This is a genomic window from Acrocarpospora macrocephala (genome assembly GCF_009687865.1).
In the GTDB taxonomy this organism is placed as follows: Bacteria; Actinomycetota; Actinomycetes; order Streptosporangiales; family Streptosporangiaceae; genus Acrocarpospora; species Acrocarpospora macrocephala.
Genome location: NZ_BLAE01000019.1, coordinates 149777 through 166737, shown reverse-complemented (window position 1 = coordinate 166737; position 16961 = coordinate 149777). Strand labels below are relative to the sequence as shown.

General features: G+C 70.9%; 17 protein-coding genes. 13 read left to right on the top strand and 4 right to left on the bottom strand.

What is annotated here, in order from left to right; genetic code table 11:
- On the top strand, positions 1-336 hold a 336-nt coding region (locus Amac_RS18750), incomplete at its 5' end, for a transposase (RefSeq protein ID WP_155355663.1).
- Between the two features lie 17 nt (positions 337-353).
- Here the strand turns inward: Amac_RS18750 and Amac_RS57350 are convergent.
- Both Amac_RS57350 and Amac_RS18745 read right to left on the bottom strand, forming a co-directional pair.
- Complete coding sequence (locus Amac_RS57350) at positions 354-488, bottom strand: hypothetical protein (protein WP_281356310.1); 135 nt, start codon at positions 486-488, stop codon at positions 354-356.
- Between the two features lie 228 nt (positions 489-716).
- Entirely contained in the window at positions 717-1283 is a 567-nt protein-coding gene (locus Amac_RS18745; RefSeq protein WP_155355662.1) for a CGNR zinc finger domain-containing protein, read from the bottom strand.
- Between the two features lie 85 nt (positions 1284-1368).
- On the opposite strand from Amac_RS18745, the gene Amac_RS18740 reads away from it, so the two are divergent.
- On the top strand, positions 1369-2283 hold the full coding sequence (locus tag Amac_RS18740) for an alpha/beta fold hydrolase (protein ID WP_155355661.1): 915 nt from the start codon (positions 1369-1371) through the stop codon (positions 2281-2283).
- Positions 2284-2295: 12 nt separating this feature from the next.
- On the opposite strand, the gene Amac_RS18735 is transcribed toward Amac_RS18740, so the two are convergent.
- The gene (locus Amac_RS18735) at positions 2296-3498 is read right to left on the bottom strand and encodes a dihydrolipoamide acetyltransferase family protein (protein WP_155355660.1); all 1203 of its coding nucleotides are present in this window, start codon (positions 3496-3498) and stop codon (positions 2296-2298) included.
- Between the two features lie 24 nt (positions 3499-3522).
- Complete coding sequence (locus Amac_RS18730; RefSeq protein WP_155355659.1) at positions 3523-5727, bottom strand: alpha-ketoacid dehydrogenase subunit alpha/beta; 2205 nt, start codon at positions 5725-5727, stop codon at positions 3523-3525.
- 285 nt (positions 5728-6012) lie between these two features.
- On the opposite strand from Amac_RS18730, the gene Amac_RS18725 reads away from it, so the two are divergent.
- The 11 genes from Amac_RS18725 to Amac_RS18675 all read left to right on the top strand — a co-directional run bounded on the left by Amac_RS18725 (position 6013) and on the right by Amac_RS18675 (position 16958).
- A complete protein-coding gene (locus Amac_RS18725) occupies positions 6013-6537 on the top strand; it encodes a VOC family protein (RefSeq protein ID WP_155355658.1) in 525 nt (174 codons plus the stop codon).
- Complete coding sequence (locus tag Amac_RS18720; RefSeq protein ID WP_155355657.1) at positions 6534-7235, top strand: GntR family transcriptional regulator; 702 nt, start codon at positions 6534-6536, stop codon at positions 7233-7235. Before Amac_RS18725 ends, Amac_RS18720 begins: the two co-directional genes overlap by 4 nt.
- A gap of 154 nt (positions 7236-7389) precedes the next feature.
- On the top strand, positions 7390-8442 hold the full coding sequence (locus Amac_RS18715) for a sugar ABC transporter substrate-binding protein (protein ID WP_155355656.1): 1053 nt from the start codon (positions 7390-7392) through the stop codon (positions 8440-8442).
- Positions 8443-8532: 90 nt separating this feature from the next.
- Complete coding sequence (locus tag Amac_RS18710) at positions 8533-10053, top strand: sugar ABC transporter ATP-binding protein (RefSeq protein ID WP_155355655.1); 1521 nt, start codon at positions 8533-8535, stop codon at positions 10051-10053.
- A complete protein-coding gene (locus Amac_RS18705; RefSeq protein WP_246268455.1) occupies positions 10050-11102 on the top strand; it encodes an ABC transporter permease in 1053 nt (350 codons plus the stop codon). The genes Amac_RS18710 and Amac_RS18705 overlap by 4 nt, the downstream gene beginning before the upstream one ends.
- A complete protein-coding gene (locus Amac_RS18700) occupies positions 11099-12163 on the top strand; it encodes a zinc-dependent alcohol dehydrogenase (protein WP_155355654.1) in 1065 nt (354 codons plus the stop codon). The genes Amac_RS18705 and Amac_RS18700 overlap by 4 nt, the downstream gene beginning before the upstream one ends.
- Entirely contained in the window at positions 12160-13068 is a 909-nt protein-coding gene (locus Amac_RS18695) for an NAD(P)-dependent oxidoreductase (RefSeq protein ID WP_218041153.1), read from the top strand. The genes Amac_RS18700 and Amac_RS18695 overlap by 4 nt, the downstream gene beginning before the upstream one ends.
- Positions 13065-14327, top strand: a complete 1263-nt coding sequence (locus Amac_RS18690) for a M24 family peptidase (protein WP_155355653.1) — start codon at positions 13065-13067, stop codon at positions 14325-14327. Before Amac_RS18695 ends, Amac_RS18690 begins: the two co-directional genes overlap by 4 nt.
- A gap of 8 nt (positions 14328-14335) precedes the next feature.
- Entirely contained in the window at positions 14336-15202 is an 867-nt protein-coding gene (locus Amac_RS18685) for a sugar phosphate isomerase/epimerase family protein (RefSeq protein WP_155355652.1), read from the top strand.
- A 3-nt stretch (positions 15203-15205) separates the two neighbouring features.
- On the top strand, positions 15206-15925 hold the full coding sequence (locus Amac_RS18680; RefSeq protein WP_155355651.1) for an SDR family NAD(P)-dependent oxidoreductase: 720 nt from the start codon (positions 15206-15208) through the stop codon (positions 15923-15925).
- 4 nt (positions 15926-15929) lie between these two features.
- Complete coding sequence (locus Amac_RS18675) at positions 15930-16958, top strand: zinc-dependent alcohol dehydrogenase (protein ID WP_155355650.1); 1029 nt, start codon at positions 15930-15932, stop codon at positions 16956-16958.
- The last annotated feature ends 3 nt before the right edge of the window (positions 16959-16961 follow it).

The window sequence follows — 16961 nt, the reverse complement described above, 5'->3', positions numbered from 1 at the left end:
GCCTACGAGAGTCCCGACTCCGTCGCCGCCCTGGCGGGCTGCACCCCGGTGACCAAGGAGTCCGGCAAACACCGGGCCGTGCACTTCCGCTGGGCCTGCAACAAACGCTTCCGGCTCGCCTTGACGACCTTCGCCGACAACAGCCGGCATGCCAGCCCCTGGGCCGCGAAGATCTACACCCAAGCCCGCAAAGCGGGCAAGGATCATCCCCACGCGGTCCGCGTGCTGGCCCGCGCCTGGATCCGCGTGATCTGGCGCTGCTGGCTCGACGGTGTTGTCTACGACCCCGCCAAACACGGGGCCGCAGCGGCGCTCATGGAGCCGATCGCTGCCTGAGGTTGACACAGGGAGTGTCATGGAGTCACCACGAGCTCGCCCTGCAGGACCAGACCGGCACCCAGCGCCTCCGCGGTCGCCGACCTGCCCGCGAGCGGGCGGTCTCGCGCCGGGCTCCATGCGGTCAGGGTGTCGATCAGCCGGCGGATCACTGCGATGCTCCCGTCGCTAGGAGTTGTCTCGGTCAGGCCGACTACACACACCTGGGCGACCGGGCTTCATCCACTGGTCATCCTGCCCACGGGCGGAGCCGGGGCCACCGACCGGGTACGGCCGCGCGGTATTACTCGTACTCGGTACCGAACGTGCGGCGCAGGGCCGGTTCCTCATGGTGACGGACGAAGACGAAGGCCACCACGAACGCCACGCCAGCGAACTTCTCAGTTGGTGCGGTGTCGCTGGTAGTAGCGGGCGACGCGGGCCCTGTTGCCGCAGCGGGAGGCTGAGCACCAGCGCCGCCGGGGATGGGCGGGCAGGAAGAGCATGACGCAGTCGGAAGCCTCGCATGTTCGGATGGTGGCGAACGCCGGGTCGGAGAGCAGTTCGCCGGTGGCCTCGGCGAGGCGTGCGGCCAGGCGGACGCCCACGGCGCCGGAGCGGTGGGGGACGGCTGTGACCGACGTGCCGTCCCAGCCGAGTTCCAGAATCGCGGGCGCGGCACGTTGGGCCTGGTTGAGGCCGTCCAAGGCGGACGCGGGCGGCCTCTGGCCGCGCCGCAGGTGGTCGATCGCGATGGTGGTGTGCTCCCGCACGGCATGTACGGCGGCCACGTCGGCCGTGGTGAGCGCCGCCGGGTAACCGGGAAGGCGATCGGCCTGCAGCGCGAGCCACGTTCCCAGCGCGGCGGGTGTCGCGAGCAGGTCGACCGGGCCATCCGGGGTGTTCGGCCGGGTGTTGACCAGGTCGAGGGCCAACGGCTCACCGGTAAGCGGCAGTAGTTCACTCACCCGACTAATGCTAATCGGCCCCATTGACACGTTAGCTTTGCCCGAGTTAAGACTAATGCGTCCACACCCGAAGGAGGCATGTGAAATGACGGTCCCGGTCGTCGCGCGAACGCTGCACCGCCACATCGAGGTCGACGGACTGCAGATCTTCTATCGCGAGTCCGTCCCGGAGAACCCGGATGAGGCCCCGGTGATGCTGCTGCTGCACGGCTTCCCCTCCGCGTCACACCAGTTCCGGCGGCTCATCGACGCGCTCGGCAGCCGCTACCGCCTCATCGCCCCGGACTACCCGGGCTTCGGCCACAGCGACACCCCAGAGCCGGTCGGCAGCCCGTACAGCTTCGACCGCCTCGCCGACATCGTCGACGGTTTCGTCGAGAAGCTCGGCCTGGCCCGCTTCGTCATGTACGTCTTCGACTACGGCGCCCCAGTCGGCTTCCGCCTGGCGACCCGCCACCCCGAGCAGATCGCCGGCCTCGTCATCCAGAACGGCAACGCGTACACCGAAGGCCTGTCCGACGCCGCCCGCGGCTTCATCGCCCTGCGGCCCGGCGGCCAAGACGCCGAGCAGACGATCCGCGGGCTGCTCACCCTGCCGGCGACCCGCGGCCAGTACGAGGGCGGCGCCGGCGATCCCCGGCTCATCGCCCCCGACGGCTGGACCCTCGACCAGCACTTCCTCGACCAGCCCGGCCGCACCCAGCCCCAGATCGACCTGCTCTTCGACTACCACACCAACGTCGAACGCTACCCGGAATGGCAAGCCTGGCTGCGAGAGCACACCCCGCCCACGCTTATCACGTGGGGCCGCGACGACATGTTCTTCCCCGAACCCGGCGCCCATGCCTACCTGCGCGACCTGCCCGACGCCGAACTACACATTTTCAACACCGGTCACTTCGCCCTGGAGGAGTGCCTCCCCGATATCGCCCCGCTGATCGCCGACTTCCTCGACCGCACCTGGAAGCCCGCCACCGAGGCGACCGGCCCCGCTCACTAAAGGGGCGCCAAGTCAGGCGAAGACCCGTACGGGATTCTCGATCAGCGCGAGGAACTCGGCCATCCAGCGAGCCGCGACCGTGCCGTCGATCGGACGGTGGTCGACGGAGAGGACGAAGCGGATGGTCGTGCCGGGGACGACGGCGCCGTTGTCGACCACGGGTTCCGTTCGGGCGGCGCCCACCGACAGGATCGAGGATTGCGGCGGGTTGATGATGGCGGCGAACTCCTCGGTGCCGAACATGCCCATGTTGGTGACCGTGACGGTGCCACCCTCCAGCTCATGCTGCCGCAACCGGCCGTTGCGCGCGCTGTCGGCGTAGCGTCGCGTCGTCTCGGCGACGGCCGTGATCGGCATCGTGTCCACCTCGCGAAGCACCGGGGTCACCAGGCCGGTGTCGGTGGCCACGGCGACCGCGACGTCCACGTGGGTGAATCGGCGGACGGCGTCCGGGGTCCACATCGAGTTCATCTCGGGAACGAGCACGTGCGCGCGGGCGACCGCCTTGATCACCAGGTCGTTCACCGAGATCTTCGGCGATCCCGGACGGTTGAGCTGGGCCCGAGCGGCCAGCAGCTGTTCCGCGCGGGCGGTTCCGCGGACGTAGAAGTGCGGCGTGGTCTGCTTGCTCTCCACCAGCCGCGTGGCGATGGCCCGGCGGACACGGCTGTGCGGTACTTCCACGTACCCGGCCGCGGGCACGGGCGCGACCGGTTCCGCGGCTGGGAGCGGCGGCGGGGTCGCCCGGGCGAGAGCCTCTTCGACGTCGCGCCTGACGATCCGGCCCCCTGGCCCGGTGCCGTTGATCTGGTCGATCGTCAGACCGCCCAGGCGGGCGAGCCGGCGTGCCAGCGGGCTGGCGAAGACCCGCTGCGGCGTGCTGTCCTGTACGGGTTCGTGCTGCTCTTCTATGACGAGAGCCGCGCTGGTGACGCCGAGGTCGGTGAGCAGGGCGTCGATGTCCGACGGCTGTTCTCCTGGAGAGCCGAGCAGGGCGATGGGCGTGCCGACGGCGACCTCGGTCCCGGCGGGCACGAGTCGCTTGAGGAGGACGCCGTCGCTTTCCGCCTCGATCTCGATGGACGCCTTCTCGGTCTCGATGACGACGATGGCGGCGTTGACGGTGTACGGGGCGTTCTCGGCGATCGGCCATTCGGACACGACGGCGCTGGTGGCACCGGCCGCCGGTTCTGGCAAACGAAGAAGAGTGGCCATGGGTCCTGGTCCTGGTCCGTGGGCTCAGCGCCGGGGCGCGAGCGTGCCGTCGGTGGTCATGTCTCGGAACGCGGCGGCGACTTCCTCGGTGCGGGCGATGGCCGCGCGTTCGAGGACCTTGCTGATACTCGGCGACGCCTCGCCGCCGGTCACCCGCCGGACCGGCTGGTCGAGCCAGTCGAAGTACCGCCGCTGGATCTCGTCGGCGAGCCAGGCGCCGTAGGCGGTGCCGATCGCCCCCTGCTCGACGATGAGCACGTTGTTCGTCTTCAGCACGCTGGCCCCGACGGTGTCCCAGTCGAGGCTGGCCCGGTCCAGCCAGCGCAGGTCGATGATCTCCGGGTCGATCCCTTCGACCAGTTCGGCGGCTTCCAGGCAGTGGGCGACCATCGACAGGTAGGAGAGCACGGTCACGTCGCGGCCCGGCCTGCGCACGGCCGCGCTCCCGACCGGGATGTGGTAGTCGAGATCGTCCACCGGGCCGGTGCCGGCGCTCGCGTATAGGTCGACATGCTCGATGACCACCACCGGGTCGTTGCAGTGGAGCGCGGTGTTCATCAGGCCCACGTAGTCGAAGGGGGTGCTGGGCGCGACGATCCGCCACCCGGGTGAGGTGGCGAAGATCCCGGCTGGATCCATGGAGTGCTGCGAGCCGTACCCGGTGCCGGTGCCCACCTTGCTGCGCAGCACCAGCGGCACCGCGTTGTCGCCGCCGAACATGTGCCTGGCCTTGCCGATCTGGTTGAACAGCTGGTCGGCCGCCACCCAGAGGAAGTCGGCGTACATGAACTCCACGACCGGGCGGTAGCGCCGGTCGAGTGCCAGGCCGCCGGCCAGGCCGGCGAAGGCGTTCTCGCTGATGGGGGTGGCGAGCACCCGGTCGGGGAACGCCTCGGCCAGGCCCTTGGTGGCGCCGTTGGTGCCGCCCTTCAGGCGGTGCACGTCCTCGCCCATGACCACGATGGAGTCGTCGGTCGCCATCCGGCGTGCCATCACCTCGGCGACCACGTCGATGAACTTGCGCTCGGCCAGCGCGCCGGAGAACGTGGCCGCCTCCTCATACCGGATGTCGGGCCCGAACTCCGACAGGTCACCGCGTATGCCGACATCCCGGAAGTCAGGCTGCGGCCACTCCTGCGGCCGGATGCGGCGCTGGCCTGGCTTGCCGCCGGGGAGGGCTTCGAGGAGCTGGTCGCCGATCGTCCGCATGGTGGCGTCGGCCAGGTCGGCCGCCTTCTTGACCTCCTCGCCGGTGAGTACGCCCCGGCGGGCGAGGTGCCCCGTCATCAGGTCGATGGGGTCGCGCTGCCGCCACTGCCGCTCCTCTTCCTTGGAGCGGTAGCCGAACGCGCTGCCCGGGAAGGGGCCGTTCTGGTGGTAGTACCGGTACAGGTCGGCCTCGATGAGGGTCGGCCCGTGGCCCGCGCGCATGTGCGCCAGCGCCTCGCCCATGGCCAGGTGCGTCGCGAGCGGATCCATGCCGTCCACCCGCCAGCTGGGGATGGCGAAGCCCAGCCCCCGTACGGACAGCCGGGGTTCCGCGGTCACCTCGCGGACATGGGTGGACACCGCGTACTGGTTGTTCTCGATGAAGAAGCAGACCGGGAGGGACCAGGCGGCGGCCAGGTTGAAGCTCTCCAGGACGGAGCCGATGTTGGCGGCCCCGTCGCCGAAGTAGGCGACCGAGACCGCGTCGGTGCCGGCGTGCCGGTGCGCCCAGGCGAAGCCGGCCGCCTGGGGGACGCCGCCGCCGACGATGGCGTTGGTCCCCATGGCCCCGGCCTCCCGCCATTGCAGGTGCATGGATCCACCCCGGCCCCGGCAGAAGCCGCGGGCCAGGCCGCAGATCTCGGCCAGCGTCCGGGTGAGCAGCTCGGTGACCGCCGGGGGCAGGTCCTCGCGTGGATCCCAGCCGCCGGGGAGGACGTGCCCCAGCGCCTTGGCGAGGAACTGGTGGTGGCCGCGGTGCGAGCCGGTGATGGTGTCCGCCGAGGTCAGGGAGATGATCGACCCGACCGCCCCCGCCTCCTGGCCGACGCTGGAATGGGCGGGGCCGTGGACCAGACCGGCCCCCGCCAGGTCGAGGACGTACTGCTCGAAGGAGCGGATCAGCACGAGCTGCCCGAACATCGCGCGCAGCAGGCCGGGGTCGGCCGCGTCCCAGTCCGCCTCGGTGGTGGTCAGCTCCAACCAGGGCGTGGGCGCGGCGAGGTCCTGGTGTGTGGTCATGTGTGTTTTCTCCAGGTGACAAGCCGGGGGGTGCCGACGCTCCGCCGTGTGACCGGGACCGGTCCTGGCACCCCCTCCGCGATCCGCGGTTGTTTCCGACCTTCGCACAGATTGGATCCGATCTCATACTCCCGTTATGTCTTCGTAACGGAAGAATGTGGCTCCATCATTGACTTTCCCTGGTTTGGGCGACAAAGCTACCGACTCACAACGCCACATTGGATCCATCCGAGATCGAAGTGCGGCGGTGGAAATGTCAACGAAACAGATTGCGGAGGTGGGGACATGGGTGAGGGGGGCGCCACGGGATTGCCGGGGCTCGTCGGCCTGGACCACGTCGGTCTGACCGTTCCCGACATCGACCAGGCCACGGAGTTCCTCGTCGACGTGCTCGGGTGCGAGTACCTCTACCCGCTCGGCCCTCGGTCGGACGGCGGGGACTGGATGGCCACCCATCTCAACGTGCATCCCCGGGCCCGGGTGGACAAGCTGCGGTTCTTCCGCTGCGGCACCCAGCCGGTCTTCGAGGTCTTCGAGTACGAGGCCCCCGACCAGGTGAGCACCCCGCCCCGCAACAGCGACGTCGGCGGGCACCACCTCGCCCTGTACGTCGAGGACATCGACGCGGCGGTGGCGTACCTGCGCTCCCGCGGCGTGACCGTGCTCGGCGGCCCCAACGCCAGCGACGGCCCGCACGCGGGACAGCGCTGGGTGTACTTCCTCGCCCCCTGGGGCGCCCAGTTCGAGCTGGTCTCCTACCCGCACGGCCGGGCCTGGTACCTGCGGGAAGGCGAGGCGGTGCGGGGATGACCGACACCCGTCCGTTCGCGGACCCGGCGCCCGACGCGAGCGGCGCGGCGACCAGCGTGATGAGCCACCGGATCGCCGAGCACCTGCGCGAGCAGATCCTCTCCGGCGAGCTCAAACCGGGCGCGCGCATCCGGCAGGAGGAGGTCGCCCGGGAGTTCGGCGCGAGCCGCCTGCCGGTCCGGGAGGCGCTCCGCATCCTGCACTCCCAGGGCCTGGTGACCCTCAAGGCCAACAGCGGCGCCTGGGTCTCCGAGATGAACGCGGAGGAGTGCGACGTCACCTACAAGATCCGGGAACGGCTCGAACCCCTGGCCCTCACCGAGAGCATCCCGCACCTGTCCGCCGACACGGTCCGGCGCCTGGAGGAGATCCAGGACGAGATCGAGGCGAACACCAGCCTGGATCGATTCCTCCACCTCGACCGGGAGCTGCACCTCCTGTCCTACTCGGGGAACCCGTACAAGGAACTCCGGGACATGATCGAGAGGTTGTGGAATATCACCCAGCCGTACCGGCGCGCCTACGTCGAGCGCGCGGGGCACCAGCGGAGCTGGGTGATCAACGCGGAGCACCGACTCCTCATCGACGCGATCCGGCGTGCCGACACGACGGACGCGGAGCGCCTGCTGGCCGGCCACATCCGCCGTACCCGGATCGCGCTCCTGCCGGTAATCGAACGCAACTCCACAGGCCGTTGACCGCGCCGGACGCGGCGCCTACCGCGTCCGGCGCGCCTACGGCGAGCGGTGATCCCCGGGATCAGAAGTCCCGGGAGCGCCCTCATGTGGCCGTCCTTCCACAAACGGTCAGTACACGAAGAACGACATCACCACCCACGCAAAGCAGGACTCCATGTCATACCACAGCAAGAAGGCCAGTCGTGTACTGACCCTTTTCGCGGCCACCGCCCTCACCCTGACCTCCTGTTCGAGCACGGAATCCGGAACCGGCGACACCAGCGCGGCGCCGGGCGCCGACGCGGGCGGCGAGGTCGGCTACTCCGAGTCGTTCCTCACCGACGCCTTCCAGGTGCAGCTGGTCAAGCAGCTCACCGACCAGGCCAAGGCAGGCGGCGTCAACCTGCTGCCCGCGGTCAACGCCGACGGCGACGCGGCCAAGCAGAACGCCGACATCACGACCCTGCTCGGCCGCGGCGTCAAGGGCCTGATCGTGGTCCCGGTCGACAGCAAGGCCGTCGTCCCGGCCATCACCCGGGCCAACAGCAAGAACGTTCCCGTGGTGTCGGTCGACCTCGGCGCCGAGGCGGGCAAGATCTACATGGTGGTCCGCGCCGACAACGTGTACATGGGCAAGGCCGCCTGCGAGTACATGGGCAAGCAGATCAACGGTGCGGGCACCGTACTGGACCTGCAGGGCGACCTGGCCACCTCGAACGGCCAGGATCGCAGCAAGGGCTTCACCACCTGCATGGCCGAGCAGTTCCCCGGCGTCAAGGTCATCTCCAAGCCGATGAACTGGAAGCCGGACGAGTGCGCCACCCAGGCGCAGACGGTGCTGAGCACCGAGAAGATCGACGGCGTGTTCATGGGCAGCGAGTCGGTCTGCCTGGCCGGCGTGCAGCAGACGCTGCGCACCCAGGGCAAGCTGACCAAGGTCGGCGAGCCCGGCCACATCGTCAGCGTCGGCATCGACGGCTCGAAGGCCGCCCTGGACGCGGTGCGGGAGGGCACCTTGGACGCGGTCATCTCGCAGCCGCTGGACCTCTACGCCAAGTACGGCATCCAGTACATCAAGGACGCGATGGCGGGGAAGGCCTACCAGCCAGGCCCCACCGACCACAACAGCACGATCGTCCAGGCCGGTGAGTCCCTTCAGGATCTGCTGCCCTCGCCCACGGTGACCAAGGAGAACGTGGACGACGCGAGCCTGTGGGGCAACGGCTGACCCCCCTCCCGGTGATGTCCGGTGGCGTGCCCGCCCAGGCGGCGCGCCACCGGGGATGATCCAGAACCCAAGGAAGGAGGGTGCGGAGCAATGCCACAGGCCATCGTGGTCGACCAGGTGTCCAAGGCGTTCGGCCCCACGCAGGCGCTGTCCCAGGTGTCCCTCACCGTCAACCGGGGCGAGTCGCGCGCGCTGATCGGCAAGAACGGGGCGGGCAAGTCGACGCTCATGTCGATCCTCACCGGCCTCACCGAGCCGGACAGCGGATCGGTCCGCGTGCTCGCCGACGACGCGGACGCCGGTGCCTCGACCGTCGGGTGCGTGTACCAGCGCAGCACGCTGATCCCCGCCGCCACCGCGGCCGAGAACATCGCGCTGGCCAGGTTCCCGCGGTCGCGGGCCGGGCTCATCCGCTGGCCGGAGGTGACCCGCCAGGCCACCGAGCTGCTCGCCGAATGGGAGTACGCCGACCTGGCCGACACGCCGGTCGAGCAGCTGGAGCCGCTCGAACGGAAGGTCGTCGAGATCTGCCGGGTGCTCTCCCAGGGGCCGCGGGTGCTGCTGCTCGACGAGCCGACCGCCGGTCTGGACCGGGGCGCCTCGCAGCGCCTGTTCGGCCACATCGAGAAGGCCCGCGCCCGGGGTGTGACGATCATCTATGTCTCGCACCACCTGCACGAGATCTTCGAGGTCTGCGACTCCGTCAGCGTGCTGCGCGACGGCCGGCTGGTGCTGACCGACCAGCTCACCCGGATGACCGTGCCCGACCTGGTCGACGCCATGGTCGGCGAGGCGGCCGCGGGCCCGGCGGTGGCAGGCCGGCGCGAGAGCGCGCCCGGCCTGTCCCGCCCGCCCGTCCTGGTCGCCGCCGGCGTCACCGCCCCCAAGCTCAACGGCGTCGACCTCGGCCTGCGGCCGGGCGAGTGCGTCGGCCTGACCGGCCTGGACGGCGCCGGGCACATGCAGCTCGCCGAGGTGCTCACCGGCCAGCGCCCGATCGAGGCGGGCACCGTCACCCTGGACGGCAGGCCGCTGCCGCTCGGCGACATCCGCGGCTGCCTCCAGGCCGGCATCGGGTTCACCCCTGAGGACCGGCACATCAGCGGGTACGTGCCCGCGCTCAGCGTGGCGGAGAACGCGACGCTGACCATCATGTCGCGGTTCGCCAACCGGTTCCGGCTGATCAGCGGGGGGCGGCGGGACGCGTTCTACTCGCGGCTCGCCGACGAGTGGAACATCAAGGCGTACGGCGCCGCCCAGCTCACCGAGGAGCTCAGCGGCGGCAACCAGCAGAAGGTCGTGCTGGCCCGCTCGGTGGCCACGGACCCGAAGGTGCTGGTCCTGGTCAACCCCACCGCCGGGGTGGACGTGTCGGCGAAGAACTCGATCTACGGCACGATCGAGGCGCTCCGGCGGGACGGGCGGGCGGTACTGATCGTGACGTCCGACGACGCGGACCTGGAGGTCTGCGACCGGGTCGTCGTCATGGTCCACGGGGAGGTGTCGGCGGAACTGCGGCACCCCTTCACCGAAGGCATGATCGCCGCGGCCGTGCAGGGCGGCGGCGCCGTACCGGACCGGCGCCTGCCTGGAGAGGAAGATTCACAGTGAGTGCACTATCACCGAAGAAGCTGGCGCCCGAGAGAGCCGCGGTGGGCGGGCCGCCGTCGCACGCTTCGCGGCGCGGGCGCAGGTCCGTCGACCCCGTCGTGCTCACCCTGCTGCCCATCATCGTCCTCGCGGTGATCGTGGGCGCCGTGGTGAACCCCGCCTTCCTCACCACCACCAACATCATCGACAACATCATCACCACCTCGGCCGTGCTCGGCGTGCTGGTGATCGCCGAGAGCCTCATCCTGATCGGCGGCTACTTCGACCTGTCGTTGCAGTCGACCGTGGGCTTCGCGCCGATGCTGCTGGCCGTGCTGGTCTCCAGCGCCGCCGACAACGGGGTCGGCCTGCCGTTCGGGGTGGGCCTGCTGATCACGATCCCGGCGGTGCTGCTGATCGGCCTGGCCAACGGGCTGATGATCGCCAAGATGAAGCTCAACGCGTTCATCGTGACGCTCGCCATGCTGATCCTGCTGCAGGGCCTGACCATCGGCCTGTCCGGCGGGCAGACCTACGCGGTGCTGCCGCGGGCCATGACCTACCTGGGCGACGGCGTCATCCTCGGCCTCCCGGTGCAGGCGTGGATCTTCGTGCTCGCCTTCGCCGCCGCGTACGTGTTCATGAAGTTCACGCCGACCGGCCGGAGCATCTACGCGATGGGCGGCAACCTGGAGGCGGCGCGGGCCGCCGGGATCCGCACCACCCGGCTGACCATCGGCGTGCTGGTGTTCGGCAGCCTGCTGGCCGCCCTCGCCGGGCTGATGCTGACCGGCCGGATCGCGTCGGTGACCGCCAACCAGGGCGACGGCCTGATCTTCACGGTGTTCGCCGCCGCCGTCATCGGCGGGATCAGCCTGAACGGCGGCCGGGGCAACCTGATCGGCGCCGGTCTTGGCGTGATCCTGCTCGGTGTGATCCAGAACATCCTCACGCTCTCCAATGTGCCCTCGTTCTGGATCAACGCCGCGTACGGGGCGATCATCCTGGCCGCGCTGCTTGTCGGGTGGCTTTCCCAGCACCGGTTCTCGGGCGGAAGGAAGATGGCGTGAGCGCAGGTCAGTGGCCAACCGGCACGATGCCGGCCCTGGTGTTCACCGCCCCCGGGGTCCTGGCGGTGGAGCGCGTGCCCGTGCCGTCGCCGGCGGAGGGTGAGGTCCTGGTCCTGGTCCGGTACCTGGGCGTTTGCGGCACCGACGTGCACCTGCTCGACGGCAGCAGCGCGTACGTGGTGGGCGGTCTCACCCACTTCCCGATCAGGTTCGGCCACGAGTGGGCCGGTGAGGTCGTCGCGGTCGGGCCTTCGGTCCCCGCCGACCTGGTCGGCGAGCGGGTGGTGGGCGAACCGTTCCTGTCCTGCGGCCAGTGCCTGACCTGCCGCGGCGGCCACTACAACCTGTGCCCCAACCGATACGAGCTCGGCGTCCGGGGGAGCGTGCCCGGTGCGGCGGCGCGCTACCTGCGGATCCCCGCGTCCAACGTGCACGTCGTTCCCGCGACGGTGGAGACCGCGCACGCGCTGCTGGCCGAGCCGCTGGTGACCGTGCTCAACGCCTTCGAGCAGGCCGCCGCCCAGCCGGGGGAGGCCGTCGCCGTGCTCGGCACCGGCACGCTCGGCCTGCTCGCCGTGCAGGTCGGCGTGGCGATGCACTGCCCGGTCGACGTCGTGGGCATCGACCCGGCGGGCCTGGCGGCGGCGCGCGAGCTCGGCGCCCGCGCGGTCTGGACGCCGGACGACGCGCCCGAGGGCGCCTACCAGATCGTGATCGAGGCCACCGGGTCGGCCGCGATCGGCCCGGTGCTGACCCGGATCGCCGGCATCGCCGGGCGGATCCTCCAGGTCGGCATCCCCGGCAGGCCGGTCGACGGGGTCGACCTGGCGGCCTTCGTCACCAAGGGGCTCCGGCTCTCCGGCGTGCTCGGCGGGGTGGACCTGATGCCCCGGGCGCTGCGCCTGATCGCCAGCGGGGCGGTCACCCCCACCGCGCTGATCGAGCAGGTGCTCCCGGTCGCCGATGCGCGCCAGGCGTTCGAGCGGATGCGCGAGGCCGGGCGGGCCAGACCCAAACTCGTCATCGACCTGTCGGATCTCCAGGGGGAGGACTCCGCGTGAGCCACGTGAAGAAGATCGAGGTCGGCTGGATCGGCGCCGGGCGGATGGGCGCCGCGATGGTCCGGCGGTTGCTGCTGGCCGGTCAGCCGGTGGCGGTGTGGAACCGTACGCCGGAGAAGGCCGAGCCGCTGCGGGTGGCGGGCGCGCGGATCGCCACTGAGCTGGGGGAGGCGGCCGCCTGCCCGGTGACCGTCACCAGCCTGGCGGCGTCCGCCGACCTGGAGGAGGTGGTGGGGCGGCTGCTGGCCGCGCCGGTCCGCCCGTTCGTGCTGGTCGACACCTCCACGGTGTCGGTCGCGTCCTCGCGCCGGGTGCGGGAGGCGGCGGCCGAGGTGGGGGTGCCGTTCCTGTCCGCGCCGGTCAGCGGCAACCCGTCGGCGATCGAGGCGGGCACCGCGTCGTTCGTGTGCTCGGGGTCCCGGGAGGCGTACGAGCGGGCGCGGGGCGTGCTGGAGGCGATCGGGCGCGCGGCCACCTACGCAGGCGAGGCCGACGAGGCCCGGCTGCTGAAGATCTGCCACAACCTGCTGCTCGCCGTGACCACCCAGGGACTGGCCGAGGTCGTCGTGCTGTGCGAGCGGCTCGGCGTCGATCGTGGCGCGCTGCTGGACTTCCTCAACGAGAGCGTGGTCGGCTCCGCCTTCACCCGCTACAAGACCGACGCCGTCCGCCGGATGGATCTGACGCCGACGTTCACGTCCCGGCTGCTGCTCAAGGACGTCGACCTGGGCCTGACCGAGGCGACGGCCGGGCAGGTCCCGCTGCCGCTCGTCGCGATGGTCCGCACGCTGCTGGTCTCCGCCATCGCGCAGGGCCACGGCGAGGAGGACTTCCTGTCGCTGCTCGCCGTCCAGGCCCGCGCCGCCGACCTCGACCTGCGTACAGAGCAAGGGGATATCGAATGACCACCACACCCGCCACCCTCGACCCGAACGCCATCGGCGCGCCCGGCCACATGGGCGTCGACTTCGAGACCCGGGTGGACTTCGCCCGGCTGCGCGACTACCGCCTGGCCCGCGCCCGCGCCGCCCTGGAGGCCTCCGATCTGGGCGCCATGCTCGTCTTCGACGTGAACAACATCCGCTACCTGACCGGTTCCGTGATCGGCGAGTGGTCGCGGGACAAGATGACCAGGTACGCCCTGCTGGTCCGGGGCCGCGAGCCCGTCCTGTGGGACTTCGGCTCGGCGGCCAAGCACCACAAGCTGTACGCCCCGTGGCTGCTGCCGGAGAACTGCCGGGCCGGCATGGTCGGCCTGCGCGGCGCGGTGGCCCCGGAGGTCGGCCTGTTCACCCGCGCCGTCCAGGAGATCCGCGACCTGCTCGTCGAGGCCGGCCAGCAGGACGCCCCGGTCGGCGTGGACATCGCCGAGCCGCCGCTGCTGCTGGCGATGCAGGAGGCGGGCCTGACCGTGGCCGACTGCCAGCAGGTCATGCTGGAGGCCCGGCAGATCAAGAGCATCGACGAGGTGCTGCTGCTCAACCAGGCGGCGGCCATGGTGGACGGCGTCTACCAGCGGATCGCCGACGCGCTCAAGCCGGGCGTCCGGGAGAACGACCTGGTGGCGCTGGCCAACGCGTACCTCTACCAGATGGGCTCCGACGACGTCGAGGCGATCAACGCGGTCTCCGGCGAGCGGTGCAACCCGCACCCGCACAACTTCACCGACCGGATCATCCGGCCGGGGGACACCTGCTTCTTCGACATCATTCAGTCCTACAACGGCTACCGCACCTGCTACTACCGCACGCTGAACGTCGGCTCCTCGACTCCGGCGCAGCGGGACGCGTACACCAAGGCCCGCGAGTGGATCGACGCCGCGATCGAGCTGGTCAAGCCCGGCACCTGGACCGACGAGATCGCCCGGGCCTGGCCGACCGCGCAGGAGTTCGGCTTCGCCTCCGAGATGGACGCGTTCGGCCTGCAGTTCGGGCACGGACTCGGCCTCGGCCTGCACGAGCGGCCGATCATCTCGCGGCTCAACTCGATCGAGCATCCGGTCCGGATCGAGGAGGGCATGGTCTTCGCGCTGGAGACCTACTGCCCGGCGACCGACGGCAGGTCGGCCGCCCGCATCGAGGAGGAGGTCGTGGTGACCTCCGCGGGGGCGAAGGTCATCACCCTGTTCCCGGCGCAGGACCTCTTCGTCGCGAACCCGTACTAGGAGCCGACATGACCTACCACGATCTGCTGGCCACCTGCTGGACCACGGCCGGTGACGCCGTTCCGCTGCCCGGCAGGGACGCCAGCCCGATCCCGCTGCCGGCCAGGATCGAGCAGGCGGCCCGCGCGGGATTCACCGGGTTCGGGCTGATGCACATCGACCTGGAGGAGTTCCTCCGCACGTCGGACCTGCCGACGGTGCGCAAGATCCTCGATGACAACGGCATCCGCCACGTGGAGCTGGAGTTCCTGACCGACTGGTGGCTGGATGACGGCGAGCGCGCCGAGTCGGACCGGGTCCTGGCGCTGCTGCTGGAGGCGTCCGAGGCACTGGCGCCGCACCACGTCAAGATCGGCCCCGACATCGGCGGCGGCCCCTTCGACCTGGATCGCTACGCCGCCGGGTTCCACCGGGTCTGCGAAGCGTTCGCCCAGGCCGGGACCACCGTGGCGGTGGAGTTCATGCCGTTCTCCAACATCAACACCCTGGCCTGCGCGGTCGAGCTGGTGACGACGGCCGGGCACCCGGCCGGGGGCCTGATGGTCGACCTGTGGCACGTCGAGCGCGGGGCCGCCACCTTCGAGGAGCTCGCCCGCCTGCCGCTCGGCCTGGTCAAGGGCGTCGAGCTCGACGACGGCGCCGCGCAGCAGGTCGGCGACGGATACACCGACACCGTGCTGCGGCGGCGGCTCTGCGGCCAGGGCGACTTCCGGGTCGTCGAATTCATCAACCTGCTGCGGGACCTCGGCTGGGCGGGGCCGTGGGGCGTGGAGATCCTCTCCGAGACCTACCGGGTGCTCCCGCTGGAGAGCGCCGTCCCGGCGGCGTACGCCACGGCGGCCCGCCAGTTCGACGCGGCGGACGGAAGGGCCTGAACCATGCGACTCACTGACAAGATCGCCATTGTCACCGGCGCCGCCAGCGGCATCGGCGCGGCCACCGCCGAGCGGTTCGCCGCCGAGGGCGCCGTCGTGTACGCCGCCGACATCGCGGCGGACCCTCGCGACGACGGCCGCACCTTCCACCGCAGGCTCGACGTCGCCGACCTGAACTCCTGGGGCACGCTGGTCGCCGAGATCGCCGACCGGCACGGGCGGATCGACGTGCTCTTCAACTGCGCCGGTTTCGTCGGCTCCTACGACTCGCTGACCGAGATCGACCTGGACGACTGGCACCGCATCGTGGCCGTCAACCAGACCGGCGTCTTCTACGGAATGCGCTCGGTGATCCCCGTGATGCGGCAGGCCCGCGCCGGGGCCGTGGTCAACATGTCCTCCGCGTGGGGGCTGATCGGCTCGGCCGGAGTCTCGGCGTACCAGGCGGCCAAGGGCGCCGTGACGGTGATGACCAAGAACGCGGCCATGTCCTACGCCGCCGACGGCATCCGGGTCAACTCGGTGCACCCCGGCCTGATCACCACGCCGATGACCGACGCCCAGGACCCGGAGATCTCGGCCGAGCTGGTACGGCAGACGCCCCTCGGCCGGGCGGGCCGAGCCGACGAGGTGGCCAGCGCCGCCCTGTTCCTCGCCTCCGACGAGGCGTCCTTCATCACCGGGGCGCAGCTCGTCGTCGACGGCGGCCTGATCGTGCACTGAGCCCATGACGATCTCCGATACCTCCGCCAGGCGCAGGGCCGTGGTGGTGCACCGGCGGGACGGCGGCCTGACGGTCAGCTGCGACCTGCTGCCCGTCCCGCCGGTCGAGGGCGCCGCGCTGCGCGTCCGCCCCGAGTACGTCGGCATCTGCGGGTCCGACCTCGAGCAGATCTTCGGCGAGATGGACCCGAGTTTCGAGGTGACCTTCCCGCACGTGCTCGGCCACGAGTGGTCCGGCGTGGTCGTCGCGGCCGGTCCCGCCGCCGCCCGCTTCCGGCCGGGCGACCGGGTGATCGGGCACGGCGCGCTCGGCGGCAACATCTGGTTCGGGGTGTCCACCGACGGCGCCATGGCCGACACCTTCCTGGTCCCCGAGGCGATGTGCTTCGCCGTGCCCCCCGCCGTGTCCTCGCTGCGCGCCGCCCTGGTCGAACCCCTGGCCTGCTGCCTGCAAGCCCTGCGCACGGCCGGCGGGGTGGACGCCGGGCACACCGTGGCGATCTTCGGATGCGGCGCCATCGGCCTGTCGATGGTGGGCCTGACCCGCAGTCTCGGCGCCCGGGTCGTCGCCGTCGACCGCAGCCCGCACCGGCTGGGCGTCGCGGCCCGGCTCGGCGCGGACCACTGCGTCGAGGCGGGCGACGACACGGCCGCCGCCGTCCTGGACGCGCTGGGCGGGTGCGGCGCCGACCTGGTCGTCGAGGCGTCCGGCGCGCCCGCGGCCCAGGCCGCGGCCCTCGAGGTCACCGCGCAGGACGCCCGGGTGCTGTTCATGGGACTGGCGCACCGGCGCGCCGACCAGGTGTCCCTGCACCAGATCCAGAACAGGAACCTGCGGCTGCTGTCGTCCACCGGCGCGCCGCCGCACATCTGGGAGCCCACGCTCCGGCTGCTCGACCGCACCGGCCTCAACCTGGAACCCCTGGTGTCCGACGTGTTCGCCTTCGAGGACTGCGCCGCCGCCCTGGAGGCGGCCAGGGACGCCACCGCGCACGCCAAGGTCATGCTCAGCCCGGACGGAGGCCGCCGGTGAGCC

What these genes read in the sequence shown, in the direction of transcription:
- Amac_RS18730 (WP_155355659.1), bottom strand. Translation starts at nt 5,727, where the DNA reads ATGACCACACACCAGGACCTCGCCGCGCCCACGCCCTGGTTGGAGCTG.
- Amac_RS18685 (WP_155355652.1), top strand. Translation starts at nt 14,336, where the DNA reads ATGACCTACCACGATCTGCTGGCCACCTGCTGGACCACGGCCGGTGAC.
- Amac_RS18680 (WP_155355651.1), top strand. Translation starts at nt 15,206, where the DNA reads ATGCGACTCACTGACAAGATCGCCATTGTCACCGGCGCCGCCAGCGGC.
- Amac_RS18715 (WP_155355656.1), top strand. Translation starts at nt 7,390, where the DNA reads ATGTCATACCACAGCAAGAAGGCCAGTCGTGTACTGACCCTTTTCGCG.
- Amac_RS18720 (WP_155355657.1), top strand. Translation starts at nt 6,534, where the DNA reads ATGACCGACACCCGTCCGTTCGCGGACCCGGCGCCCGACGCGAGCGGC.
- Amac_RS18710 (WP_155355655.1), top strand. Translation starts at nt 8,533, where the DNA reads ATGCCACAGGCCATCGTGGTCGACCAGGTGTCCAAGGCGTTCGGCCCC.
- Amac_RS18725 (WP_155355658.1), top strand. Translation starts at nt 6,013, where the DNA reads ATGGGTGAGGGGGGCGCCACGGGATTGCCGGGGCTCGTCGGCCTGGAC.
- Amac_RS18675 (WP_155355650.1), top strand. Translation starts at nt 15,930, where the DNA reads ATGACGATCTCCGATACCTCCGCCAGGCGCAGGGCCGTGGTGGTGCAC.
- Amac_RS18740 (WP_155355661.1), top strand. Translation starts at nt 1,369, where the DNA reads ATGACGGTCCCGGTCGTCGCGCGAACGCTGCACCGCCACATCGAGGTC.
- Amac_RS18690 (WP_155355653.1), top strand. Translation starts at nt 13,065, where the DNA reads ATGACCACCACACCCGCCACCCTCGACCCGAACGCCATCGGCGCGCCC.
- Amac_RS18735 (WP_155355660.1), bottom strand. Translation starts at nt 3,498, where the DNA reads ATGGCCACTCTTCTTCGTTTGCCAGAACCGGCGGCCGGTGCCACCAGC.